General features: G+C 70.5%; 22 protein-coding genes. 13 read left to right on the top strand and 9 right to left on the bottom strand.

Annotation, left to right across the window (positions count from 1 at the left end; genetic code table 11):
* Nucleotides 1-51: 51 nt before the first annotated feature.
* The 5 genes from ACX1D3_RS13730 to ACX1D3_RS13710 all read left to right on the top strand — a co-directional run bounded on the left by ACX1D3_RS13730 (nucleotide 52) and on the right by ACX1D3_RS13710 (nucleotide 3,780).
* Complete coding sequence (locus tag ACX1D3_RS13730; protein WP_458994381.1) at nucleotides 52-675, top strand: CPBP family glutamic-type intramembrane protease; 624 nt, start codon at nucleotides 52-54, stop codon at nucleotides 673-675.
* Between the two features lie 58 nt (nucleotides 676-733).
* Entirely contained in the window at nucleotides 734-1,438 is a 705-nt protein-coding gene (locus tag ACX1D3_RS13725; protein ID WP_458994380.1) for a type IV toxin-antitoxin system AbiEi family antitoxin domain-containing protein, read from the top strand.
* Entirely contained in the window at nucleotides 1,435-2,364 is a 930-nt protein-coding gene (locus tag ACX1D3_RS13720) for a nucleotidyl transferase AbiEii/AbiGii toxin family protein (RefSeq protein ID WP_458994379.1), read from the top strand. The genes ACX1D3_RS13725 and ACX1D3_RS13720 overlap by 4 nt, the downstream gene beginning before the upstream one ends.
* 138 nt (nucleotides 2,365-2,502) lie before the next feature.
* A complete protein-coding gene (locus ACX1D3_RS13715; RefSeq protein WP_458994378.1) occupies nucleotides 2,503-3,069 on the top strand; it encodes a hypothetical protein in 567 nt (188 codons plus the stop codon).
* A gap of 213 nt (nucleotides 3,070-3,282) precedes the next feature.
* On the top strand, nucleotides 3,283-3,780 hold the full coding sequence (locus ACX1D3_RS13710) for a UPF0158 family protein (RefSeq protein ID WP_458994377.1): 498 nt from the start codon (nucleotides 3,283-3,285) through the stop codon (nucleotides 3,778-3,780).
* A gap of 312 nt (nucleotides 3,781-4,092) precedes the next feature.
* Here the strand turns inward: ACX1D3_RS13710 and ACX1D3_RS13705 are convergent, their stop codons facing one another.
* The 4 genes from ACX1D3_RS13705 to ACX1D3_RS13690 all read right to left on the bottom strand — a co-directional run bounded on the left by ACX1D3_RS13705 (nucleotide 4,093) and on the right by ACX1D3_RS13690 (nucleotide 8,875).
* The gene (locus tag ACX1D3_RS13705) at nucleotides 4,093-6,204 is read right to left on the bottom strand and encodes a nuclease-related domain-containing DEAD/DEAH box helicase (protein ID WP_458994376.1); all 2,112 of its coding nucleotides are present in this window, start codon (nucleotides 6,202-6,204) and stop codon (nucleotides 4,093-4,095) included.
* Nucleotides 6,205-6,781: 577 nt separating this feature from the next.
* Entirely contained in the window at nucleotides 6,782-7,537 is a 756-nt protein-coding gene (locus ACX1D3_RS13700) for a DUF2705 family protein (RefSeq protein ID WP_458994375.1), read from the bottom strand.
* Between the two features lie 73 nt (nucleotides 7,538-7,610).
* On the bottom strand, nucleotides 7,611-8,543 hold the full coding sequence (locus ACX1D3_RS13695) for an ABC transporter ATP-binding protein (RefSeq protein WP_458994374.1): 933 nt from the start codon (nucleotides 8,541-8,543) through the stop codon (nucleotides 7,611-7,613).
* Nucleotides 8,540-8,875 (bottom strand): PLD nuclease N-terminal domain-containing protein, encoded by a 336-nt coding sequence (locus ACX1D3_RS13690; protein WP_458994373.1) that lies wholly within the window; start codon nucleotides 8,873-8,875, stop codon nucleotides 8,540-8,542. Before ACX1D3_RS13690 ends, ACX1D3_RS13695 begins: the two co-directional genes overlap by 4 nt.
* Nucleotides 8,876-9,123: 248 nt before the next feature.
* Here ACX1D3_RS13690 and ACX1D3_RS13685 point away from each other — a divergent pair, with 248 nt between their 5' ends.
* Nucleotides 9,124-10,218: a Fic family protein gene (locus tag ACX1D3_RS13685; protein WP_458996564.1), complete on the top strand. Its 1,095-nt coding sequence runs from the start codon at nucleotides 9,124-9,126 to the stop codon at nucleotides 10,216-10,218.
* A 28-nt stretch (nucleotides 10,219-10,246) separates the two neighbouring features.
* On the opposite strand, the gene ACX1D3_RS13680 is transcribed toward ACX1D3_RS13685, so the two are convergent.
* Nucleotides 10,247-12,016 carry a DEDD exonuclease domain-containing protein gene (locus tag ACX1D3_RS13680; RefSeq protein ID WP_458994372.1) on the bottom strand — a complete coding sequence of 590 codons (1,770 nt, stop codon included), beginning with the start codon at nucleotides 12,014-12,016 and terminating at the stop codon, nucleotides 10,247-10,249.
* Nucleotides 12,017-12,273: 257 nt separating this feature from the next.
* Here ACX1D3_RS13680 and ACX1D3_RS13675 point away from each other — a divergent pair, with 257 nt between their 5' ends.
* Nucleotides 12,274-12,477 (top strand): hypothetical protein, encoded by a 204-nt coding sequence (locus tag ACX1D3_RS13675; RefSeq protein WP_458994371.1) that lies wholly within the window; start codon nucleotides 12,274-12,276, stop codon nucleotides 12,475-12,477.
* Between the two features lie 158 nt (nucleotides 12,478-12,635).
* Nucleotides 12,636-13,724: a C40 family peptidase gene (locus tag ACX1D3_RS13670; protein WP_458994370.1), complete on the top strand. Its 1,089-nt coding sequence runs from the start codon at nucleotides 12,636-12,638 to the stop codon at nucleotides 13,722-13,724.
* A 300-nt stretch (nucleotides 13,725-14,024) separates the two neighbouring features.
* On the opposite strand, the gene ACX1D3_RS13665 is transcribed toward ACX1D3_RS13670, so the two are convergent.
* On the bottom strand, nucleotides 14,025-14,807 hold the full coding sequence (locus tag ACX1D3_RS13665) for an alpha/beta hydrolase (RefSeq protein ID WP_458994369.1): 783 nt from the start codon (nucleotides 14,805-14,807) through the stop codon (nucleotides 14,025-14,027).
* Nucleotides 14,808-15,280: 473 nt separating this feature from the next.
* Here ACX1D3_RS13665 and ACX1D3_RS13660 point away from each other — a divergent pair, with 473 nt between their 5' ends.
* From ACX1D3_RS13660 to ACX1D3_RS13640, 5 genes are all read left to right on the top strand, one after another.
* Nucleotides 15,281-16,042, top strand: coding sequence for a lysophospholipid acyltransferase family protein (locus ACX1D3_RS13660; protein ID WP_458994368.1), 762 nt, complete (start codon nucleotides 15,281-15,283; stop codon nucleotides 16,040-16,042).
* Nucleotides 16,035-17,234: a sensor histidine kinase gene (locus ACX1D3_RS13655; protein ID WP_458994367.1), complete on the top strand. Its 1,200-nt coding sequence runs from the start codon at nucleotides 16,035-16,037 to the stop codon at nucleotides 17,232-17,234. The genes ACX1D3_RS13660 and ACX1D3_RS13655 overlap by 8 nt, the downstream gene beginning before the upstream one ends.
* Nucleotides 17,231-17,908, top strand: a complete 678-nt coding sequence (locus tag ACX1D3_RS13650) for a response regulator (RefSeq protein ID WP_458994366.1) — start codon at nucleotides 17,231-17,233, stop codon at nucleotides 17,906-17,908. Before ACX1D3_RS13655 ends, ACX1D3_RS13650 begins: the two co-directional genes overlap by 4 nt.
* A gap of 362 nt (nucleotides 17,909-18,270) precedes the next feature.
* Nucleotides 18,271-19,656 (top strand): class II 3-deoxy-7-phosphoheptulonate synthase, encoded by a 1,386-nt coding sequence (locus ACX1D3_RS13645; protein ID WP_458994365.1) that lies wholly within the window; start codon nucleotides 18,271-18,273, stop codon nucleotides 19,654-19,656.
* On the top strand, nucleotides 19,653-20,681 hold the full coding sequence (locus ACX1D3_RS13640) for a threonine aldolase family protein (protein ID WP_458994364.1): 1,029 nt from the start codon (nucleotides 19,653-19,655) through the stop codon (nucleotides 20,679-20,681). The genes ACX1D3_RS13645 and ACX1D3_RS13640 overlap by 4 nt, the downstream gene beginning before the upstream one ends.
* Before the next feature lie 228 nt (nucleotides 20,682-20,909).
* Here the strand turns inward: ACX1D3_RS13640 and ACX1D3_RS13635 are convergent, their stop codons facing one another.
* From ACX1D3_RS13635 to ACX1D3_RS13625, 3 genes are all read right to left on the bottom strand, one after another.
* Nucleotides 20,910-22,115, bottom strand: a complete 1,206-nt coding sequence (locus tag ACX1D3_RS13635) for a hypothetical protein (protein ID WP_458994363.1) — start codon at nucleotides 22,113-22,115, stop codon at nucleotides 20,910-20,912.
* A 140-nt stretch (nucleotides 22,116-22,255) separates the two neighbouring features.
* Nucleotides 22,256-23,152: a DMT family transporter gene (locus tag ACX1D3_RS13630; protein WP_458994362.1), complete on the bottom strand. Its 897-nt coding sequence runs from the start codon at nucleotides 23,150-23,152 to the stop codon at nucleotides 22,256-22,258.
* Between the two features lie 225 nt (nucleotides 23,153-23,377).
* On the bottom strand, nucleotides 23,378-23,569 hold the full coding sequence (locus ACX1D3_RS13625; RefSeq protein ID WP_458996563.1) for a PASTA domain-containing protein: 192 nt from the start codon (nucleotides 23,567-23,569) through the stop codon (nucleotides 23,378-23,380).
* Between the last annotated feature and the right edge of the window lie 8 nt (nucleotides 23,570-23,577).

Genomic DNA, 23,577 nt, shown 5'->3' with positions numbered 1-23,577 from the left:
CCGCTGTGCGGGGGCGGCGCCGCCACCGCCGTCGAGGGTGGTGCTCGAGGCGTGGGCGCGTGGGCTCGTCGGATCTACTCGCTGAAGTTCCCGCCTGTGTGGTGGCTGGCGGCGCTCGGGATACCCGTGGCGTACTGGCTGTTCGGGTACGGCGCGGCGCGGATCGCGACGGGGGAGTGGCCGGACCCGGCCGGGTTCGGGCTGACGGAGAAGCTGCCGGGGCTGGGGGCTGTGGGTGTCGCGGCGGTGTGGCTGCTGACGTTCGGCCTCGGCGAGGAGAGCGGGTGGCGCGGGTGGCTGCTGGCGGAGGTGTCGCGGCGGGGGAGCGTGCTACGGGGGTCGCTCGTCGTGGCCGGGGTCTGGATGCTGTGGCACCTGCCGGCGTTCTTCTACAACCCGACATACATGGCCATGGGCGGCGGCATCGTCGGCTGGGCGCTGGGCCTGACGGCGGGGTCGGTGTTCCTGTCCTGGATGACGGCGCGGGCGCGGTGGAGCATCGTGCCGGTGCTGATCTGGCACGCGGGCTTCAACCTGCTCACGGCGTCGGATCAGGCGGCGGGCCTGATCGCGGCGGTGATCAGCTCCCTGGTGATGGTGCAGGGCGTCCACGCCGCGGTGGCGTTGTCGCGGCGGGGGACACTCGTAAGCCGGCCTGCTGATGCTACGATTTGAGCGGCGGATACTGCAAAAGTATCTCTGGTAAGTAGTATTGCAGCAAGAGGGGGGACCCGTGAGCGTCGCGCTGGATCTCGCGGATATCGCCGCTGAACAGTGGGGGCTGCTGACCAGCGCGCAGGCCCGAGCCGCAGGAGTGTCCGCGCAGAGCCTGGCCCGGTACGCCAACCAAGGCCTGCTCGAGAGGCTCAGCCACGGCGTGTACAGGACCAGCGGTGCGCCTCCGACGCCCCTGGATGGCCTACGCGCTGCGTGGCTCACTCTCGATCCGGCCCGGCGCAGAGTTGATCGTGTGCGTGAGCAGAGCCCTGCGGTCGTCTCGCACCGCTCCGCGGCTCTCGTTCACCGGCTGGGGGACCTTGAGGCCGATGAGTTCGAGTTCACCACCCCCATCCGCAAGCAGACAAGGCGTCCTAGCGTCCGCCTGCATCGAGCGCAACTGCAAGCGGACGACTGGACGGTCGTGGATGGGCTCCCGGTCACGACTGTGACGCGCACGATTGATGACCTTGCCTCCGACCGGATCGACGGCGGGCACCTCGCAGGCGTCGTCCGCGATGCGATGACGCGGCACATGGTCGACGACCAGAAGCTGGTTGCCGTGCTCCGCAGGTATGCGCATCTCTACGGTGCCCCACTGGGTGACGGGTCGGCACTTCTCCGCCGGCTCATGCAGGAGTCGGGTGTCGCTGAAACCTTGGCAGCAGTCGTCCGGTTCGCGACGCTGAACCCAAGTCCGCCAATGGACGCGCTCAAGTGAACTGGGGCGCCTCGGTGGGGGCGATCAACGGATCCGAACACTACGCGACTGCGAACGCGTTTCGGCGAGCCCTCGATGATCGTTTGAAGACACAGTCGAAGATCCGTGGCCGCTCACTGGAGGAGGTGCGGCGGGAATTCCTCTTTCAGCGTTTCCTCGCTCTGGTGTTCTCCCCTCCCGGCGGGCAGTGGGTGCTGAAGGGTGGCGCGAGTCTGCTGATGCGACTAAGCGAAGCCCGGTTCTCCAGAGACCTGGACCTGCTCCACCTCGGCGAGCTGTCCGTGACCGACGCCATCGACGAGCTCAGGGGCCTGACCCGGCCCCGCGACGGCGACCACCTGACGTTCGTGATCGGACAGAGGGTGACCACAAGCCGCACAAACCCTGTAGCGCAGATCCACGCCGACGCCTATATCGGAGCGGAGTACGGGAGCTTCCCCATCGACCTCGCGCGTGAGCTGCACATCATCGCGGCGCCGGAGTGGGTCCGCCCCGTCCCTGTGGTGGAGATTCCAGGACTGAGCGAACCGCCACACGTTCTGGTCTACCCGCTTCCGGACCAGGTCGCCGACAAGCTCTGCGCGATGTACGAACTTTACGGGCACTCAGCCAGCCCGTCTTCTCGCTATCGCGACCTCGTCGATCTCGCCCTGATCGTCGCAAGCTGTGAGCTCGAGGCGGAGCCCTTGGTGCTAGCGCTGAGGTCCGAGAGCAGGCGGCGCCGCCTGCAGCTCCCTGACCAGCTGATCTCGCCAGGACCGGGGTGGGCTACTGGCTACCTGGCGTACGCCCGCAGGACCCGGATCGACAACTCGCTCCGCACGCTCGACTCAGCACTCAAGTTCGCGGGGGCTTGCCTCAACCCCCTCCTCAAGGGTGTCCGCGTGACGGGCAGGTGGAGTCCCAGATCAGGGTGGACTGATTGAAGCCGCCGGACGTCGGCGCCGGGAACCGGGTCAGCTTGCATGACTCCATTAGGTTCAACGCCCATCAGACTGGCTAATGTTGAGCACGCTCCGCAGTGCTGTCGCCGCGCTGTGCCTGTTGACCAGAAAGTGGCCCCGATGTTCGGAATCCTCGCGCTCGCCGTCCTCATCTTCATGAGCGTGGTGGCACCTCTCGACGGGGGAGCCATCTCGATGCCGGTGGCCACGGTCACCGTCACGGCGACGCCGGGTGTCGCGCCGTCGTCGGCGGGGGCCACCGAACCTCCGGGCGTGGAGGAGGGCTTCGATGAGCACGGCAACTACGTGGGGCACCCGTTCGGCAGCCAGGTCGAGCTGGCGGTCGACGAGTTGGTCACCGTCGACGCGCCGGAGGAGTTCACGCCGAGCGAGTACGCGGATGTGGCAGGGGGCTACGACGCGTACGTCCGGGTGAAGGTGACGGTGGAGAATCGCGGCTCCGAGCCGCTGAGCACCGCGGACCTGTACTTCTCCGCCACCACCGGCAACCGCGCGGCCTCCGAGATCTACGACATCGATCAGTCGATCGGCGACCCGTTCGTGATGGTGATGCCTGGACGGTCGCTGGAGTACTACCTGGGCTTCGCGATCTACACCGACGGCCCGCTGTCGGTCACGGTGGAGGACCTCATGGCGGAGACGTACACCGTCTTCGCGGATCGCTGACCCCCCGGCCAAACCCGCTGGCTGAGGTGCCGCGTAGCGGCCTCGAAGCTGAAGAACGTGAGCTTGTCAGGTTACGTTTCTGAGGCTTCGAGGCTCGTCGCTGCGCTCCTCGCACCTCAGCCAGCGAGGGGCGGCACTTCAGGGGTGAGGAGGCGGCCCAGACCCACTCGACCGGGCTACGCTGGAGCGAGGCAACTAAGTGCGGAGTGAAACATGGCTGTGCGAATCGCCGAGGTGGCAGAGGCCCTGACGATGGGCAATGACTGCCGCAGTTACTACGACCGGCAGGCCGACGAGTTGGTATGGGCCTTCGTGGACGAACTCTCCGCCGCGGAAGACCTCCCCGAGGACGCCGACCTGGAGGAAGCCGACCTGGAGGAAGCCGCCCGCTACACGACCAGCGGCTCTGTGTTGTCCCTCAAGCTCGCACGCGTGATCGTCGAGGACACCGCCGACCGGTTCGTGCCCCTACCGTCGCAGTACGAGGTTCACGAGCACTCCGTCATGGAGGACTTCACCATGACCCTCCCCGAGTCCCGGCTGCGGGAACACCTGTGGAACGGCCTGCACCGCGCCGGCGCGTTCCGACGGTTCAAGGATCTCGTCCACAGCCACGACATAGCCGACGCCTGGTACCGCTACCGCGACGAGGAGTTCACCCGGATCGCCCGCAAGTGGGCGGACGAGTACGACATCCCTCTCGCCGAGTAGCCCCGGTTGCGCGCATTGGGAGGGTCCATGGGCACGCGTGGGTTGGTTTCGACACGGGCGCGCGTCGCTTCGCTCCTTCGGCCCGGCTCAACCCAAGTCGACGCGGGCGCGCGTCGCTTCGCTCCTTGCGGCCCGGCTCAACCAGCGGGGAAACGGGCCCGGCTCAACCAGCGGGGAAACGGGCCCGGTCAGCCAGCGTTCCGCTGGGTGAGCCGGTCGGGCGCGAAGCGCCACCGACCGCGTCGAAGCCTCCGTTACCCGGTTCATGGACGCCACCCAGGTCCACAGGCGTGGCGGGGCGGGCGCGTCTGATCAGTCGGAGATGCCGACCCAGAGGCCGTCGCGGGCCCTCGTCATCGCCACGTACAGCTCGCGGCGGGTGAGGTCCCAGCGTTCGCGGGCGGCGTCGTCGCTCGGCGGGTCGGTCACGGTGTGCTCGCGGCGGATGTCCGGGATGAGCACCTGCTTGAACTCCAGCCCCTTGGCGCGCTTGATGGTGCCCACCTTCACCGCCTCGACCGGGACGCCGTCGTACTTCTCGAGGTCGACGACGGGGAGACCGACCTCCTCCAGCGCGCGGGTCACGTCGCGGACCGCCCACCTCGCGATGCACAGCACCGCGACGTCGCCGACGGTGGTGCCGATGTCCGTGGTCACGCTGCGGATGCGCTCGACGATCGCCCGGTTGAGCTCACGGCGGCTGCCGCAGCGCGCGATCACCGGGTCCGCCCCGGCGCGCGGGATGCTCGACGGCACGTCGCCGCGGGCCAGCACGCCCTCGATGTCGGCGTACTCGTCGCCCGCCACGAGGCGTTGGGCGAAGTGCACGATCTGGGCGGTGTTGCGGTAGTTGATGTCGAGGACGACGCCGCGGCCCGCGACGGAGATCCCCGCCTCGCCCAGGGTGTAGCCGCCGGGGTAGATCGACTGCTGGCCGTCGCCGATCAGCGTGAACCCGTCGGGCTCGTTGCCGACGAGCAGGTGCAGCATGCGGATCATGGCGCAGGACAGGTCCTGGGCCTCGTCGACGATGACCGCCGAGTACTCGCCGGTCATGGGTTCCCGGCGGAGCTCGGCCTCGGCGAGGAGGATCAGGTCTGCGTAGTCGATGATCCCGCGACGGCGCAGCTCGGCGTCGTAGGCCTCGTGCAGCCGCCAGACGGCCTCGCGCCCGGACAGTTGCAGCGTGCGGCGGCGCCCGGTGCGCGAGAGATCGGCATAGTCCTCGAACCGGGTGATGCCTCGGCCCTTGAGCACGTGCTCGATCTCCTCCTCCCAGTACCGCCGGTCCTGTGAGGTGCCGAGGACGGAGGTGGCGCCGACGCGCTGCCAGGCCGCATCGAACGCCTCCCGGGCCTTGGCCGGCTCGATGCGGTGGGGAACCCCGCGCTCCCGCAGCACGCGGCGGGCGAACGCGTGGGTGCCGACGAAGTCGACGCGGTCGACCGCCTCCGGGGCCAACCGTCGCAACAGCTCGCCGAGCACGTCGGGCAGCGTGCGGACGTAGGTGGTCACCAGGATGCGTCCGGGTTGGGAGCGTGCGAGGTGGGCGGCGCGGTGGAGACCGACGACCGTCTTGCCGGTGCCCGCCGGGCCACGGATGCGCGAGGGGCCGGGGAAGGAGCGTCGGACCAGCTTCGCCTGCTGGGGGTGGAGGAAGGACATCCACTCCTCGATCGGCTTCGCCAGCACGCCCGCCAGGAGGGCGTCGTTGATCTCTTCCGGGCTGAGCAGCGCGTCCTGCTGGGCGGCTCGCTCGGGCGTGGGGTGCGCGGCGACGGCGACGCTCAGCGCGGCGGGCACCACCGGCTCGGGGATGGTGACGGTGACCGGAGCGGGTGCGGTGGCCTGGGGGAAGAGGGTGAGGGCGCGGCCTAGGACGGTATCGACCTGCGTGGGCGTCAGCCGGGAGCCGTGGCCGGCAATGGCGCGCAGGGCGTCGCGCTCGCCGACGATGCGGATCCCGCCCACCGTCGCGTCCAGCCCACCGCGGCCGGCGAGGACGACGAGGGAGCGGACCTCCCCGGGCGCGAGGCCGACCTCGGCCAGATCCGCCTGCGTCACGTCCACGAGGTCGTCGAGCGCGAGGAGCTCGTCGGTCACGTCGTCGTCGCCGCGCCGGACGCGCCCGTTGTCGACGCTGACCTCCTTCCACGCCTTGGTGTCGACGATGAACACGCCACCCGGGCCCACGACGACGAGGTCCACCTGGGAGCGGCGGGTGCCGGGCCATCGGCGGTCGGGGAGGAGGAAGTAGCCGAGCCCGGAGAGGGGAGCGAGGGTGCGGGCGGTCTGGCGCTCGGTGGTCTCGGCTATCCCGAAGCGGCCGGCTGCCGCTCGGGCCTCGGCGGCGGCCTTCTCGTGGGCGTCGGCGAGGGCGAGTTGGCGTCGGGACTCGGCGCCGGCGGAGTCACCGGCGACCATGCCGGTTCTCTGTGGTGGCGCGTCGCTGGGTCACGTGAGGCCTTCGTCGGTGGGCTGAGTCCCGCTCATTCTTGCAGCCGTGGCGTGCAGATCGGTTGGCGGGGCGGCGGGCCGCGTGGGCTGGGCCTTCGCACAGCGTGAGCCGGGCCCCCACTGCCGCAGCGTGGGCTGGGCCCCACTTCGCACAGCGTGGGCTGGGCCCCACTTCGCACAGCGTGGGCTGGGCCCCCACTGCCGCAGCGTGGGCTGGGCCCCCACTGCCGCAGCGTGGGCTGGGCCCCCTCTTCGCATAGCGTGGGTGGCTGGGTCCCTACTTCGCACATCGTGAGCCGCTTTGCATACTCAATTGAGTATGCAAAGCCAGCTCACGTGTGCGAGCTCGTGGTCGACGGTATGCGAGGAGACCTACGGTGTGCGAGGTCGCGGCCGAAGGTATGCGAGGAGGCCTGCGGTGTGCGAGGTCGCGGGCGACGGTGTGCGAGGAGGCCTGCGGTGTGCGAGGTCGCGGGCGACGGTGTGCGAGGAGGCCTACGGTGTGCGAGGTCGAGCCCGGCAGCTGGGGAGGAACCGGGGGGAGTCAGAGCTCGCGGCGCTCGAAGACCCGCACGGCCGCCCACACCAGCACCACCGCCAGGGCCGCCGTCGTCACCGCCGGCCACAGCAGGTCGACCTCGGCGTCGGCGCCCAGGGCCACCGGGGCGTTGATCATCCCCGCGGGCGTCCAGCGCAGCATCGGGCCCCAGATGCCCGAGAGCATCAGCAGGAAGAAGAAGCCCAGCCCGATCCCCGCCGCGCCGGCGCCCGAGTCCACGGCCGCGGAGCCGAGCAGCACCACCGCCACCAGCAGCAGCGCGAACAACAGCCACGCCGCCGTCGCCGCCAGTAGCGGACCGATGGGCGCGTCGGGGAACCAGATCAGCGTCACGCCCCAGGTGACCAGCATCGCGACCGCCGTCGCGCCCACCAGCAGAACCGCCGTCGAGATGAACTTCGACAGCACGAACCCCGCCCGCGACACCGGCTTCGTCAACACCATGATCGCCGTGCCCGCGCGCTTCTCGCCCGAGATCGCGCTGCCCAGCATGATGATCAGCGCGAACGTGACCAGCTGGCTGAGGTTCTTCGTCCACTGCGCGTAGGAATCCACCCAAGTGGGCTCGGGCATGAGGCCCTCGAAGATGTCGCCGCCGAGCGTGGAGAGCAGCTCAGCCGTGTAGGCGGCCGTCGGCGGCCCTGTGACCGCGGAGAACAGCAGGATCCCGGGCAGAACCCAGATCCGCCACGTGCGCACGATCTCCAGCAGGTCCTTCGCCAGGAAGGCTCTGAGGCTCATCGGTTCACTCCAACCGGGTCCACGATGAGCTCCGTGAGCTCAAGCAGGTCCGGCTCCCAGAACGCCCTGAGGCTCATCGGTTCACCCCCACCAGGTCCACGAAGACCTCCTCGAGCGACACTTCGAGCTCGTCGAACCGACGCAGCCCCAACCCGAGCCCGGCCACCAGGCCCGGGAGGGCCTGCCGGGCGGCGTCGAGGTCGTTGACCACCACGTCGATCGCCTGATCGTCCCTTGCCACCGGCGTGTGCCGCACCGCCCACGGCTCCGCCTCGACGGCGGCGATCAGCGCCGCGACCCCGCTCGTCACGGCGATCCGCACCGTCGTCGAGCCCCCGTGGGAGCGACGGATGTCGTCAACGGAGCCCTGCACGACAAGCCGGCCACGGTCCAGGACCGCCACGCGGTCGCAGATCCGCTCCACGTCGCCGAGGAGGTGGCTGGAGAACAGGACCGTGGTGCGGCCGCGCAGCGACGCGATCATCTGCAGCACGTCGGCGCGCCCGAGCGGGTCCAGGGCCGACGTCGGCTCGTCGAGGATCAGCAGGTCAGGGGCATTGATGAGTGCCTGCGCGATCCCGAGGCGCTGCTTCATCCCCCGCGAGTAGCCGCCCACCGGGTTGCGGTTGCCGGCGAGCCCGGCCATGTCCAGGAGGGCCTCCGTGCGCTGCTCGAGCTGGGTCGAGGGGATCCCGAACAGGGAGCCCGCGAAGCGCATGAACTCCTCGCCGGTCATCCACGGGTAGAAGCCGGGCACGTCGGGCAGGAAGCCGACCCGGGCGTGGACGGCGTCGCGCTCGGTGGTGGTGTCGCGGCCGAAGATCTGCGCCGTGCCCGCGGTGGGGCGCGCCAGCCCGAGCAGGATGCGCAGCATAGTGGTCTTGCCGGCGCCGTTGGGGCCGAGGAAGCCGAACACCGAGCCCTCCGGCACCGCCAGGGAGACGCCGTCGAGCGCGCGGACCGTGCCGTACTGCTTGGTGAGGCCGTGGGTCTCCACCACGTTCACTTGTCGCACTCCCGGGGGCCGTAGAGGAGGTTGGCGGTGTCGTCGGCGGTGCGTGTCGCGGCATGGCGGGCCCCGGGCAGCGCCTCAGGCTCAGGGGCGACGGCGTAGCGCGCCTCGCTGCGCCGCGCCAGGAGGAACGCCACCGGCCCGATGATCTGCACGAAGAGGATGAGCACCAGCCAGACCCACTTGTTGGGTCGCGGCATCTGCGCGTCCGGCGTGCGGGCCCAGGAGACGACGCCCACGATCAGGAGCGCCAGCTCGACGACGAGGACGACACCCAAGATGATCAGGAGCCAGACGGGGAGGTTGAGGACCTCGGGCAGAGTCATGATGGTTCCCTTCTGTCGGATGGAAGGACGTGGGCGGAGCCGAGTCCGCCGTGGCGCCTTCGCCAGTGGTCAACGGTAGTCCTGCGCGACGGCGGAGGGGCGGCGACGCGGCGTGCCTCATCGCCCTTCGCGAGACACCGGGCCGTCCAGGCGTGGACGACATGTACACGCCATCACCATGTCCGCAGAACATGTTCAAATCGGGGCCAAAAATGTACATGTCGCTGTGAAATGATGACGGAGTGAACATGTCGTTCGATCCCGCCACTCCCTACCAGGACCTGCCCTCGCTCCCGCCGACGGCGCGTCTGGACACCCCCCGCGTGTTCCGTAGCGTCCTCGCGGCAAGCCGGGCGCTGGCCTCGCTGGACATGGCGTGTAGGAGGATGCCGGACCCCGGGCTGCTCATCAACCTCACGCCTCTGATTGAGGCGCAGGCATCGAGCGAGATCGAGAACATCGTCACCACGAACGACGAGCTCTTCAGGGCCGCCAGCGGCGCACTCGAGAACCAGACTCCGGCCGTTAAAGAGGCTCTACGGTACCGGGAGGCGCTGAGAGTGGGCTACGACCTTGTTCGCGATCGACCCCTGACCTTCCAGACCGCCCTCGCAGTCTGCAGCACGCTGCACGGTTCCGACGCCCAGATCCGGGACAGGGCGGGAACCTACATCGGTAACCCGGTGGCACAGACTCGTGCGTACACCCCACCCGAGGGCAGGCAGCTCATCCTGGACAAGCTCAGCGGGTGGGAGGAGTTCATCCATGACCACGGCGATCTTGATCCCCTCGTCGCCATGGCGCTTCAGCACTATCAGTTCGAGGCGATCCATCCTTTCTTCGACGGCAACGGCCGTACCGGACGCATCCTCAACCTTCTGTGTCTCCAGCAGTACAACCTGCTGCACCTTCCAGTCCTCTACCTCTCGGGGTACCTCGTGCGGCACAAGGACGACTACTACCGGCTCCTGAGGGCGGTCACTGAAGAAGGTGCCTGGGAGGACTGGGTCGTCTTCATGACGGACGCGGTCGCGGACACATCACGTGCCGCGCTCGGGCTGGTCGATACGGTCATCGCCCACCGTGATGATCTTGAGGCCAGGATTCGTGGGGCGTTCCCGGCCATGCACGCCGCCGAGATGGCCCGCATCCTCACGAGGCAGCCTTACGCTCGCATCGACGACATTGTCGCGGCTGGCTTGGCGCGCAGGCAGACAGCTTCCCGCTGGCTCTCAAGCCTCGCCGAAGAAGGGCTTCTCGTCCGCGACAAGGTTGGCCGACATCTCATTTTCGTCAATGTGAGGCTTCTACAGGCGCTGTTCTCCTCAGACCTCGTCAGCTGAGGTTGAACCCTTCTGCGCACGACGTGGGTCAGGAGGCGAGCAGCGCCGCGACCCTCTTCTCCACCGCGTCCTCTTCCAACGGGAGGTGCGGGGCGGGGCCGAGGAGCTCGTCGGCCAGGGCGCCGTCGGGCAGGCCCGCGTGGAGGGGCCAGGCCCACTCGCCGTCGGTCTCGATGAGGCGGACCCCCGGCAGCTCCAGCCACGCCGCGATCCTCTCCGCCTCCTCCACGCTGCCCGCCGGCAGGCCGCCGCGCGGGGGGAGCACCGTCTCCGCCGTGGCCACCGCCTCCTCGGCCGCGGCGCGGGCGCGGGCCGACGGCGCCGTCGTGGCGGCGGCGAGCTTGCCGTAGCGGATCACGTGGATGTCCCAGCCGTGCGCCGACGGGACGGCCGCCACCAGCTGCCGGCAGAGCGCCAGCGAGCGGAGGCGGTGGAACCGCAGCGAGGTGCGGTAGTAGGCGGTGAGCCGGTCCGAGATGGTGCCCGCCTCCTCGAACCGCTCCTGCGCCACCAGCTTGCGCATCCGCACGCGGACGCTGCGCAGCACGGGGCGCACGTCGCCCAGCCAGCTGCTCGACACGGCCTGCGCGATGGCCGGGTACTCGGCGGCGCCGTCGCCCAGCTCGCACGGCGCGACGCACCTGCCCATCTCCGCCAGCGCGCACGACGGCGACGCCTTCCTCGCCGACAGTCGGGTGGTGCAGCGGCGCAGCCGGAAGGCGTCGTAGAGGGTGAGGGCCGCCTCGTCGGCGGCCTCGCGGTTGCGGAAGGGGCCGAAGTAGGTGCCGTCGTCGCGGACCTGCGTGACGATCGACAACCGAGGGAACGCCTCGTCGGTGAGCTTCAACCAGCTCAGCTTGCGCTGGTTCTTCGAGCGACGGTTGTAGCGCGGCGCCAAGGACTCGATCATCCGCAGCTCCCGCACCTCCGCCTCCAGGTCCGTGGCGCAGGTGACGAACTCCACCCCGGTGGCCACCCGCACCATCTCGTGGATGCGGCCGCGCTTCTCCGCGGCGGAGAAGTAGGAGCGCACCCGACGGCGCAGGTTGGTGGACTTGCCCACGTAGAGGACCTCGCGCTTGGGCTCGCCGTCGGCGGTGACGGAATCGGTGAAGAAGAAGTAGACGCCGGCGCGCTCGGGGGCTTTCGCGGCCCAGGTGCGCTTGGCCCGCCGGTCCGGCGAGACCTGCAGCGCGAACTCCGTGAGGTCCTCCAGCGTGTGCACGCCCAGGCTGCCCACCCGCTCGAGGAGGCCGTGGAGGACGTCGACGGTGGCGCGCGCGTCGCTGAGGGCGCGGTGGTTGGGCTCCGTGGTGGCCCGGAAGTAGCGGGCGAGGGTGGCGAGCTTGCAGTTGGGCACCTCGTCGCGGAGGAGGGCGGTGCGGGCCAGGGCGACGGTGTCGACGACGGTGGGCCGCGGCCACGCCAGCCCCAGCTGCTCGTAGCCGCGGCGGAGGAAGCCGGTGTCGAAGCGGGCGTTGTGCGCCACTATCACCGCACCCGCGGCGAACTCCGCGAAGGCGGGCAGCACCTGCGACGGCGGGGGAGCGGTGGCCACCATCTGGTTGGTGATGCCGGTGAGGACCTGGATCATGGCGGGGATGGGGGCGGAGGGGCGCACCAGCGTCTGGAACTCGCCGATCACCTGCCCGCCCTGCACCTTCACGGCGCCCACCTCGGTGATCTCCGAGTCCGCCGCGCCGCCGGTGGTCTCGAGGTCCAGCACCACGAAGGTGACCTGGGACAGGTGGACCCCGAGGTCCTCGAACGAGGGTTGGGCGGCGGAGATCTCGGGCATGGGGGAGACGCTAGAGGCGGCCTCCGACAGTTCCGCAGCCGGGGCCGGTCCGCGTTGCGGGCGCGGCTCAGGCATAGGCGGTGCGGTGGGTGTTCCTCCAGGCGGGCTCTCGCCGCCCCTGAGAGGTCGAGGGTGGGCCTGGAGGAACGATTACCGCCTGGGCGAGTGGCCGCTCGAGGTTCGGGCCGGGCAGGACGTGCTTGACACAGTGGTGTCGGCCTGGCGGAACTGTCGGAGGGGTGGGGAAGGGTGTGGGCATGGCTACTTTGCATGTCGACTGCACCACCTGCACCGTCCGCGGAGCCGCGTGCGCGGACTGCGTGATCTCCGTCCTCCTCGGCCCGCCCGAGGTGGGCTTCGAGGACTCGGAGCAGCGGGCACTCATCGTCCTGGCCGATGCCGGCCTGGTCCCGCCGCTACGCCTCAACGCACCCGACGAGGGGGGCCGCCGGGTGGTCTGAACCCGGCTCGGCAGACGTCGACCCCCGCCGTGCCGGGGCGCTCGCGGCGGCTCGGACATGCCTTGGGCGTGCCGGGGCACTAACTTTCGTGGACATTTTGAGAAGAGGCTGAATCTCGCTTAAGATTCTCTCAGACTTGCCCAACGCTTGGAGTACACGTGAACCGAGTCCGCCTCATCCTCACCGGCATCACCGCCGCCGCCCTCGTCGCCACCATGGGCATCGCCGCCCAGGCTGACCCGGCCGCCGTCGAGAAGGCCCGCGAGGAACTGGCCCGGATCCATCAGGAGTCCTCGGCGCTGGACCAGGAGCTGATCGAAGCCCACGACCGCGCCCAGCAGGCCGAGGCCAAGCTGAAGACCATCACCGCAGACCTGCAGACGCAGGAGGCGAAGGTGGCCACTCTCGCCGACGAGATGGGCGACGTGGCCTCCCACCAGATGCGCAACGACTCGTTCTCCGTCACCGCGCAGCTGCTCACCAGCAGTGACTCGGACAACTTCCTCAGCGGCCTGGCCACCTACCAGAGTGAGCTCGACCGCTCCAACGCCGGCGTGCAGCAGCTCCAGCTGGACCAGGCCAAGCTCGCCACCCTCCGTCAGGACGCCGCGGCCACCGAGGCCGTCGTCAAGAAGGAGGTCGAGACCAAGACCGCCCTCGCCAAGGAGTTCGAGGCCAAGGAGGCCGAGGCGCAGCGCGTCTACGACCGCCTCTCCGAGGAGGAGCGCCAGCGCCTCGCCGCCATCGAGGCCGAGCGTGAGGCCGCCGCCGCAGCCGCCCAGGCCGCGGCCGAGGCCCGCACCGCCGCCGCTGCCGGCACCAGCCGTGACCGCGAGGCCACGCCGTCGGCCTCGACGGAGACCGCGGCCCCCGTCGTCGACGGCAACACCTCGGACCGCGTGCAGGGCGCCATCAACGCCGCCATGGCCAAGGTGGGCAGCCGCTACGTGTGGGGCACCTCCGGCCCCAACACCTTCGACTGCTCCGGCCTCACCAGCTACGCCTACCGCCAGGTGGGGATCACGCTGTCGCGCTCGTCGAAGGCGCAGTACTCGGGCGCCGGGCGGAAGGTGTCGCTGTCGGAGATCAAGCCGGGCGACCTCGTGTTCTACTACAGCCCCGTCAGCCACGTCGCGCTCTACATCGGTGGCGGGAAGATCGTCCACGCGGCCAACCCGCGCAGCGGCGTCAACGTCGCAGGGCTGAACTCGATGCCCATCACCGGCGTGCGCCGCGTCGTCGGCTGAGTTTCGCAGAACCTCACAAGGGCCACCCGCTGAGCGGGTGGCCCTTTGCGTTGGACGAGGAGGGAGGGGGCCTCGAAGCCTCACTCGAAGCCTCAGAAGAGTGACCTTGTCAGCCCACGTCTCTGAGGCTTCGAGGCCGCTTCGCGGCACCTCAGCCAGCGATGACGGGCCTCCAGGCCGCTTCGCAGCACCTCAGCCAGCGATAACGGGCTTCGAGGCCGCTTCGCGGCACCGCAGCGATGACGGGCTTCGAGGCCGCCCCGCCACGGGACCAACACCTGGCCAACGGAATCGGGTTGGTCAGTGGAAGGTGGAGATGAACCGCCGCGACTCCGCCACGATCACGTCCGCGTCGTAGTCCAACGTCGCCACGTGGTAGCTGCGGTCCAGCGAGGCGAAGCGCACGTCGCGGATCTCGCGGCGGATGATCTCGGCGCTGAGGTCGTCGACGACGTGGTCCAGCGGGGAGCGCATCAGCAGCACCGGCGCCTCGATGCGCCGAAGGCCGGCGCGCGCCTCGCGCCACAGGTCGGTCATGGTGCCCAGGCTCTGCACCGAGAACTTGGGGTAGGCGGGCTCCACCGCTCCCGGGAGGGCGATGTCCGAGGCGATGCCGTTCTGCGCGGGGACGAGGCCCCGGACCTTCGACGCGGCCTTGATCCGCCAGTCCCTCGTCGCCACGGCGGGATTGACCAGCAGCACCCCGGCGACGGTGTGGCGGGCGGCCAGGTGGAGGGCCAGCGCCCCGCCCATCGACAGGCCGGCCACGAAGACCTTCCTGTGTTGGGTGGCCAGCTCGAGGTAGGCGTCCTCGAGCGCGCCGAACCAGTCCCACCAGCGGGTGCGCGCCATGTCCTGCCACGTGGTCCCGTGCCCCGGGAGGCGGGGCGCGACGACGCGGGCGCCCGGGTACTCGTCGGCGGGGGTGGCCAGCGCCTCCGCCCACGGCCGGATGGATGCCACCGAGCCGGTGAAGCCGTGGCTCATCACCACGCCGATCTCGCCGTCGCCGATGTGGAGCGGGCGGGCCTCGGGCCAGACTGATGTCGCGGCGGGTCGGGAGAAGAGCGTCGAGAGGGACATGCTCCGAGGATAGGCCGGATGTGGTCCAGCCCGATGGGAAGTGGGCCGCCGGAGGGGCCCGTCACTGCTGGCGCGCCTGCCTTATCGTTTGGCGCCTGCGCTGTAGTGGAGGCGATTCGCAGTATGGCTGGCGCCGTCGCACGTAAGGCAGGCGTTGGGGCGTAGGGCAGGCGTTGGGGCGTAGGGCAGGCTTCCGCAATTTGGGCAGGCGCGACGGTGGCGCCTGGCTTATCGTTTGGCGCCTGCGCTGTAGTGCAGGCGATTCGCAGTATGGCTGGCGCCGTCGAACGTAAGGCAGGCGACTGGACGTAAGGCAGGCGTGGGGACGCAAGGCAGGCGCCGAGACGCAAGGCAGGCGCGACGGCGGCGACGCCGACCGCCCGCGACGTCGGCGAGGCCGACCGCCCGCGACGAGTGCGCCGAGCTTCTCGGGACGAGGTCGGCGGACCGGGCGCTGCCATAGACTGCGGCGCATGTGGTACCGCTTCTTCAAGACCCTCTTCGCCCGCCCCTTGGTGAAGTACGGCTACGGCGCCAAGGTCATCGGGGCCGAGAACTTCCCCCGCACCGGCGGGGCCATCCTCGCCAGCAACCACATCGCCGCCCTCGACTCCCTCGTGGTCCCGGCCATGATGCCGCGACCCCTCACGTTCCCCGCCAAGGCCGAGCTCTTCGCCGGCCAGGGCGGATTCGGCGCCAAGGCCCTGGCCTGGTTCCTCACCGTGGTGGGCATGGTGCCCATGGACCGCAGCGGCGGCCGGGCCAGCGCCGACGCCCTGGGCGCCATCTCCGATGTGCTGGCCGAGGGCCGCGTCGTCGCCATCTACCCCGAGGGCACCCGCTCGCCCGACGGCAGGCTGTACAAGGGCAAGACCGGCATGGCGCGCATCGCGCTGGCCAATGACGTGCCCGTCATCCCCGTCGGGGTCATCGGCACCAAGTCCCACAAGGGCCCCTTCGGCATCCCGTGGGCCAAGCGCCCCGTCGTGATCATCGGCGAGCCGCTGCGCTTCTCGGAGTTCGCGCACGTGCCCGGCAACACCAAGGTGCTGCGCTGGGTCACCGACGAGGTGCTCGCCGCCATCCAGCGGCTGACCGGCCAGGAGTACGCGGACGTCTACGCCGCGCGCGTCAAGCACGGCGACCTCGCCGAGACCGGCTCCGACGCCTTCGTCGTGCCCCGCCCCGGCGGCGGCGAGAAGCCCCAGCTGGAGGCGAAGCAACCAGGTGAGTGAGTTCACCGTGCGGCTGCCGAGGTTCGACTGGTTGCGCCCCACGCGCATCGGCTTCCGCGACCCCACAGACCTCCTCGGCCGCGTCTACGGAGTCGCGGTGGTGGCGCGCACGCTGCTCGGCCTCCACGCGGTGTTCGTCAACCTGTTCTACGTGGTCAACTACACGGACCGGCCGCTGGGCGTGGTCGCGGCCACGGCGGCCCTGATCGCCTGGCACGGGTTCATCAGCTGGCGGCTGCGCCGACCGGCCAACCGCACCTGGCAGGCGCACGTCGCCGACCTGGGCATGACCGTGGCCCTCATCCTCGTCACCGCCCTCACCGTCCCGCCCGGCGGGGCGCCGCTGTCGCTGGCCGGGTACTGGATCGGCGGGTGCGCGGCGTACGCGGCGATCTTCCTCGGCACCTGGTGGGGGGTCGGTTTCACGCTGGTCACGTCGGCCGCGCTGCTGGGGGTGCCGTCGCACTTCGAGCTGGAGCGCCTCGGCGCCTCGTTCGTCACCGTCATCCTCATCGCCTGCCTGGGGGTGCTCATCGAGCAGTTCCGCGCCACCCTCGCCGAGCGCGAGGAGGAGCGCGCCCGCTCCGGCGCGCTGGCGGAGCGGGCCCGCCTCTCGCGGATCGTCCACGACGGCGCCCTCCAGGTGCTGGCGCTGGTGGAGCGGGAGGGGCCAACGCTGGGGGGCCGCGGGGTGCTGCTCGCGGAGCTGGCCCGCGAGTCCGAGGCGCAGCTGCGGGTGCTGCTGCAGGACCGCGAGATCGCCACCGTCGAGGACACCGAGCGGGTGGACCTCGCCGCGACACTCCACCGCTACGAGTCCGCCCGCACCACCGTCTCCACCATGGCCGGCGGGGCCATGGTGCCGCGGATGCTGCGCGACGAGGTGGAGGCGGCCCTCGTCGAGATCCTCAAGAACGTCGAGGCCCACGCCGGCGACAACGTCCACACCTGGATCCTGCTGGACCAGGAGCGGCCCGACGAGGTGATCCTCTGGGTCCGCGACAACGGCGTCGGCATCACCCCCGACGAGGTGGTGCAGGCCGCGGAGGCCGGACGGATGGGCATCAAGGAGTCCATCGTCGGCCGGATGGGCACCCTCGGCGGGTCCGCGATGCTGAAGACCACCCCCGGCACCGGCACCGAATGGGAGCTGCGGATCCCGCTGGGGGCCGGGCAGGGAGGACGGCGATGACGCAGGCGGCGGGGCCGGAGCGACGGCGGGTCATGATCGTCGACGACCACCCCATGTGGATCGACGCCCTCAGTGAGGACCTCACCGAGGTGGGCTTCGACATCGTGGCCGTGGCCAAGAGCGGCACCGAGTGCGTGACGCGGGCGAGGGCCGCCCGCCCGGACATCGTGGTGATGGACCTCAAGATCCCCGAGCCCGACGGCGCCACCTGCATCGAGATCCTCCTGCGCGACTTCCCGGACCTGCCCGTGCTCGTCATCTCCGCCTCCGGTGAGCGCGACGACGTGCTGCGCGCCATGAAGGCCGGCGCGAAGGGGTACCTGGTGAAGTCGGCGTCCAAGGAGGAGCTGATCGACGGCGTCCGCCGCACCGCCGCAGGAGACGCGGTGTTCACGCCGGGGCTCGCCGGCCTGGTGCTGGGGGAGTTCCGGCGCCTGGTGAGCGAGGCGAGGTTCCCCAACGAGGCGGGGCCGGCCCTGACGTCGCGGGAGGTGGAGGTGCTCCGCCGCGTGGCGAAGGGAATGGCCTACCGGGAGATCGCCGACGAGCTGTTCGTGTCGCACCGCACGGTGCAGAACCACGTGGCGAGCGTGCTGAAGAAGCTCCAGTTGCACAACCGGGTGGAGCTGACGCTGTACGCCATCGACCAGGGCCTCCATGACCCCTCGGCGTGAGTCCCCGAGCACTGCTGGGTGAGCCGGGCCGCCCCTCCCGCTGGTTGAGCCACGCCGCGCCGCTTGCGGCTCAGCGTGTGTCGAAACCGACGTTGGCTAGGGGTTCGGGTCGGGTTCCGCGGCGGCTGAGGGGGACCGGCCTCGCCCATGGGCGCCCTCGGCACGCCCACAACCGCCGGCGTGCCTCGCCCAACGCCCGACCCACCGCGACCGGTCCCCCTCATCCACCGCTCCGCGGACACGTCGCGTCCCCCCACCCAGCGGAATGCGCAACCAGCGGTGCTCGGGGTCGGGGGACCGCGGGAGTCCACCCGGGCACGCGGAGGCGGGGCGATTCCCTACGGTGCAGTAACCTACCGGGCATGACGAGCATCATCTCCCGGGAAGAACTACGCGCGCTGCCGATGGTCCAGCAGCCCACGTACCCGGACCAGGCCGTCCTCGACAAGACCATCGACGCGCTCGAGGCCCTGCCCCCGCTGGTGTTCGCCGGCGAGTGCGACGACCTGCGCGCCAAGATGGCCGACGTCGCCGCCGGGCGCGCCTTCCTCCTCCAGGGCGGCGACTGCGCCGAGACCTTCGACGCCGTCACCGCGCAGAACATCAAGTCCAAGCTGCTGGTCCAGCTGTCCATGGCCGTGGTGATGACCTACGCGGCGCAGGTCCCCGTCGTCAAGGTGGGGCGAATCGCAGGGCAGTACGCCAAGCCGCGCTCCAAGGACGACGAGACCCGCGGCGGCGTCTCGCTGCCGGCCTACCGCGGCGACGCCATCAACGGCTTCGACTTCACGCCTGAGGACCGTGCGCACGACCCGAAGCGCCTCCTGCAGGTCTACAACTCCTCGGCCGCGACCCTCAACCTGGTGCGCGCCTTCGTCAAGGGCGGCTTCGCCGACCTGCGCGGCGTCCACACCTGGAACGCCCAGTTCGTGCGCGACTCCGAGGTGGAGGCCGAGTACGAGGAGCTCGCCTCGGAGATCGACCGCGCGCTCGCCTTCATGGTGGCCTGCGGCGTCCACGACGACGCCCTCAACACCGTCGACTTCTACGCCTCCCACGAGGCGCTCCTCCTGGAGTACGAGCGCGCGCTCACCCGGGTGGACTCCCGCTCGCAGGAGCTCTACACCTGCTCCGGCCACATGCTGTGGATCGGGGAGCGCACCCGCCAGCTCGACGGCGCCCACGTGGAGCTGCTGCGCCGCGTGCAGAACCCGCTCGGCATCAAGCTCGGCCCCACCACCACCGCCGAGCAGGCCATCGCGCTCGCGGACCGGCTGGACCCGGACCGGATCCCCGGCCGCATCACCTTCATCACCCGCATGGGCGCCAAGAAGGTGCGCGACGTGCTGCCCGGCGTGATCGCGGGCGTCGAGGCCAGCGGCCGCAAGGTGGCCTGGGTGTGCGACCCCATGCACGGCAACACGTTCGAGGCGGCCAACGGCTACAAGACGCGCTCCTTCACCGACGTCGTCGACGAGGTCAACGGCTTCTTCGACGTGCACGAGCAGCTGGGCACCTGGCCCGGCGGCCTGCACGTGGAGCTCACGGGCGACGACGTCACCGAGTGCGTCGGCGGCGTGATGAACCTCGTCGAGGACGACCTGGCCAACCGCTACGAGACGGTGTGCGACCCCCGCCTGAACCGCAACCAGTCCCTGGAGCTGGCGTTCACCGTCGCCCAGCGGCTGCGCTCCAACCGGCTCAGGCGGGTGAACCCCGTCCAGGAGTACATGGCCAGGGAACTGTGATCGACCTCCGCTCAGACACAGTCACGCGGCCCAGTGCCGCGATGATCGCGGCCATGGCTGAGGCCCCCGTCGGCGACGACGTGTACGGCGAGGACCCGAGTGTCGCGGCGCTGGAGGCCAGGGTTGCGGCGCTGTTCGGCAAGGAGGCGGGGCTGTTCTGCGCGACGGGGTCGCTGTCGAACCTGCTCGGCGTCTGGCTGCACACCGAGCCCGGGCGTGAGGTGCTGTGCGACGCGTACGCGCACATCGCGCGCGCCGAGATGGGCGCCCACGGCGCGCTGCACGGCGTGACCATGCGGACCTGGGGGTCCTCGGCGGGCAGGCTCGTGGCCGACGACGCCCTCGCCATGGTGGCCGTCAACTGCCGGCCGTACCTCGTGGAGACCGCGTGTGTCGCGGTGGAGGACACCCACAACTTCGGCGGCGGCACGGTGCAGACGTTCGAGGAGCTCGTCGCGCTCAGCGAGGGCGCGCGGTCCGTCGGCGTGGCCACGCACCTCGACGGGGCGCGGCTGGCCAACGCCGTCGCGGTGACCGGCCGGCCGCTCAGCGACTACGGGTCCCTGTTCGACACCGTCTCGTTCTGCCTCTCCAAGGGGCTCGGCGCCCCCGTCGGCTCTGTCCTGGTGGGCACGGCCGACGAGATGGCGCGGGCCCGCGTGCAGCGCAAGCGGCTGGGCGCCGGGTGGCGTCAGGCGGGGCTGCTCGCGGCGGCAGGACTGTACGCCGTCGAGCACAACATGGCGCGGATCGTGGAGGACCACCGGGCGGCGTCGTCGCTTGCCAGGGCCATCAACGAGGCCTGCCCCGGGGCGGTCGACGAGGCGGCCGTGGAGACCAACATCGTGATGATCCCCGTGGAGGGGGCACCCGGGGTCGCGGCGGGGCTGGCCGAGAGTGGCGTGCGGATCAGCGTGCTGGGGCCGTCGTCGCTGCGGGCCGTGACCCACATGGACGTCACCGAGGAGCAGTGCCTCGAGGCGGGGGCCGTCATCGGCGCCGCCCTGGCCGCCGCGTCGGCCTGACCCACCCTTCCAGCCGGCGCCCTCATCGGCGCCGCCTTCGCGCCACCCCTGCCTGGCCTGCCCGCTCGGTGGTTGGGTGGTGGGGGTTTGAGCCAATGGATGGGTTCGCGGCGAGCCGCCCGCTTGAGCTGAGCGTGGCCCGCTCCGCGAACCCATCCATTGGCTCAACTCTCATCCCAGCCGGCCACTCCCCGGGCGCCCCGTCACCGGGCTCCGAGGCGGCGGAGGTCAGGCGTCGTAGGCCAGCTCGGGGATGGGGCGCGGCCACGCGCCCAGCTGCTGCCACACGAAGTCCGGCACCCGGGCGAAGAAGCCGTGCAGCAACCGGGAGGCGCGCTCGATGTCCGTCGGCTGCCAGTCGCCGCCGTCGCCCACCATGATCCGGTCCCCGGACACCGCGAACTTCGCCGCGCCGCAGCCCATCAGGTACTCCATCTGCCGCTGGTGCATCACGTCCGACGCGAAGCGGGGGTTGCCGGCGCGCACCTTGAATCGGCGGTTGAACTCCTCCCACTCAAACTTCTGCACCCCACCCAGCAGCCCCCAGTTCACCGACAGCTCCCCGAACGGGAACGTGGTGCGGAACTCGCACAGCTCCTCTCGGTGGTGCCGGGTCTCGGTGTGGGTGCGGCCCTCGGAGTCGGTGCGGGTGTGGGTGGTCTCCCAGTCGTGCCGCAGGCGCAGGAAGGGGAGGCCGTCGTTGTCGGAGAAGACGATGTCGCTGGCGCGGTGGTTGCGGCCGCCGCCGGTGTGTTCGAGGAGGTCGAGGTAGGAGTCGTCGCGGGGCACGTAGGTCCAGTCCGGCCGGCCGTAGAAGCTGAGCGACGGCGGGGGAGGCGGGGCCACGAAGGTCGCGGCAGGGGAGTCCAGGATCCGCGCGCGTGTCGCGGCCAGCTGCTCGACGGCGGCCGCCAGCCCGTCGGCCGCCTTGGGCGCGTCGATGAGGACCACGTGCGAGCCGTCGACGGTGACCCGGTAGGGGCCGGTGAGGGCAGGGCCGGCGGCATCGAGCAGGGCACGCGCGTACGCGGGATCGCCCGCGGCGGCAGACACGTCGCCCGTCGTGATGGGCTGACCGAGAGCCAGCTGCGCGCCGGTGGCGTGGAACACCTCGGCCGGGGCGAGGGGCCGCGGAAGCGGCATGGTGACCACGTACCCGCCTGACCTCCAGTCCGAGCACCGGTACCTGAAGGCGGAGAACCCGGTGCCGTCCGAGGCGCGGCCGAGGACCTGGTCGTCGACGTCGCGCTCGAACCCCAGCCCGAACGGCGGCACGTTCAAGCCGTAGGCCACGTCGATCGACGGCGAGCTCGCGAACGTCCAGCCACGCCCGGTGAGCTCCTTGACGTACAGGTGCCGCCGGATGCCCCAGACGGCGCCCCCGACGGCGGCGAGAGCGACGACGGCGAACAGGATCCACACGATCTCGGACATGGGGGTGATTCTGGCAGGAGGAGGGGTCACGGGGGTGTTCGGCCCTCGGGTGGGTCTGCACTTTTCTACCCATACAGCGACATCTGCGGATATGTGCAGATGCCGCTGCATGGGTAGAAAGCTGCAGGGCGTGGGCCCGCTCAGCGGACGGACGCCGCCTCGGGGATCGCCGGGCCGCGACGGGGGAGCACCGCGAGGAAGAGGGCGCCCATCACTAGGGAGCCGCCGGCCAGCATCGTCATGGTGAACGGCTCGACCCCGAACCCCACCGCGAACACCGCCGCCCACAGCGGCTCGGTGCACATGATCACCGCCGCCGGGGTGGCCGCGACATGGCTCTGCCCCCAACTCTGCAGCAACAGGGCCAAGGCCCCGCACACGATCCCCAGGTAAAGCAGCTGCCCCCACGAGACGGCATCGGTGGGGAGCGGCTCGCGCAGCCACGCCCACATGACGAGGCTGGCGGCGGTACCGGCCGCGGCCTGCGCGAGGGTGAGGTGGATCACGTTGCGCCTGGTCACCTGCCGCCCCAGCAGCACGATGTGCACCGCGTAGATGGCGGCGCTCAGCAGCGTGAGCGAGCCGCCGACGGCGAAGTTGCTCGAGTCGCCGTCGTGGCCGGTTGCCAGCACCGAGATGCCGATCACCGTCAGGATCACCGCCGCCCACGTCGAGGTGGGCTGCCGTTGGCGGAGGAAGACCGCCGTGATGAGGGCGGTGAAGATGACGTAGGTGGCCGTGAGGAAGCCGGTGGTCGACGGCGCGATGAGCCGCAGCCCGAGCGTCTGGGTGGCGAGGCCGGCGAAGAGCAGCAGCCCCAGCCCGGCGCCGGTCGCGGCCTCGCGGAGGGGCATGCGGAGGTGTCGCGGGAAGAGGAGCGCCAGCGTGACGCCGGTGAGGATCAGCCGGAGCGCGACCACTCCCAGCGGCGACATCGTCGCGAACGCGCTCTTGGTCACCACGACGGTGGACCCCCACGCGACGGCGGCGGCCAGCAGCGCGGCCACCGGAAGCCAGGCGGTGCGGGGGAGAGTCACCGGGACACGCTACCGCGAGCGGGCTGGTGGTCGCGTCGCCGTCGTGTTGAGCCGGATCTGGATGTCGTCGCGGCTGGAACGATCAAAGTCGGGATCCTGGCCGTTGACCCTCGATTCCGGCTCAACGCCCCTCACCGAGAGCCGTGTCAGGCTCAACGTGGCCCTTTGAGAGCCGTGTCAGGCTCAACGCATCACCCAGCCACGGGAACGACGGCGACGGAACGGTCAGGCGACGAAGAGGACCACCGTCGAGCCCACCGGCACCGACGTGCCCTCGGCGGGGTCCGTCCCCGAGGCGATGTTCAACGCGATCGGGAAGTCCGACGACATGCGCACCTCCACCTTCAGGTCCAGGTCCTCGAGGATCTTCTTCGCCTCGTCGGTGCTCTTCAGGCGCACCGCGGGGATCTGCACCATGACAGGGC

It is taken from the genome of Tessaracoccus yangjingae, assembly GCF_054483935.1.
This window is presented reverse-complemented; position numbering and strand designations above follow the sequence as displayed.

Excerpts from the sequence above, each read along its gene's own strand:
- ACX1D3_RS13715 (WP_458994378.1), top strand. The coding sequence starts at position 2,503 with ATGTTCGGAATCCTCGCGCTCGCCGTCCTCATCTTCATGAGCGTGGTG.
- ACX1D3_RS13710 (WP_458994377.1), top strand. The coding sequence starts at position 3,283 with ATGGCTGTGCGAATCGCCGAGGTGGCAGAGGCCCTGACGATGGGCAAT.
- ACX1D3_RS13705 (WP_458994376.1), bottom strand. The coding sequence starts at position 6,204 with ATGGTCGCCGGTGACTCCGCCGGCGCCGAGTCCCGACGCCAACTCGCC.
- ACX1D3_RS13700 (WP_458994375.1), bottom strand. The coding sequence starts at position 7,537 with ATGAGCCTCAGAGCCTTCCTGGCGAAGGACCTGCTGGAGATCGTGCGC.
- ACX1D3_RS13690 (WP_458994373.1), bottom strand. The coding sequence starts at position 8,875 with ATGACTCTGCCCGAGGTCCTCAACCTCCCCGTCTGGCTCCTGATCATC.
- ACX1D3_RS13685 (WP_458996564.1), top strand. The coding sequence starts at position 9,124 with ATGTCGTTCGATCCCGCCACTCCCTACCAGGACCTGCCCTCGCTCCCG.
- ACX1D3_RS13680 (WP_458994372.1), bottom strand. The coding sequence starts at position 12,016 with ATGCCCGAGATCTCCGCCGCCCAACCCTCGTTCGAGGACCTCGGGGTC.
- ACX1D3_RS13675 (WP_458994371.1), top strand. The coding sequence starts at position 12,274 with ATGGCTACTTTGCATGTCGACTGCACCACCTGCACCGTCCGCGGAGCC.
- ACX1D3_RS13665 (WP_458994369.1), bottom strand. The coding sequence starts at position 14,807 with ATGTCCCTCTCGACGCTCTTCTCCCGACCCGCCGCGACATCAGTCTGG.
- ACX1D3_RS13660 (WP_458994368.1), top strand. The coding sequence starts at position 15,281 with ATGTGGTACCGCTTCTTCAAGACCCTCTTCGCCCGCCCCTTGGTGAAG.
- ACX1D3_RS13650 (WP_458994366.1), top strand. The coding sequence starts at position 17,231 with ATGACGCAGGCGGCGGGGCCGGAGCGACGGCGGGTCATGATCGTCGAC.
- ACX1D3_RS13645 (WP_458994365.1), top strand. The coding sequence starts at position 18,271 with ATGACGAGCATCATCTCCCGGGAAGAACTACGCGCGCTGCCGATGGTC.
- ACX1D3_RS13635 (WP_458994363.1), bottom strand. The coding sequence starts at position 22,115 with ATGTCCGAGATCGTGTGGATCCTGTTCGCCGTCGTCGCTCTCGCCGCC.
- ACX1D3_RS13625 (WP_458996563.1), bottom strand. The coding sequence starts at position 23,569 with ATGGTGCAGATCCCCGCGGTGCGCCTGAAGAGCACCGACGAGGCGAAG.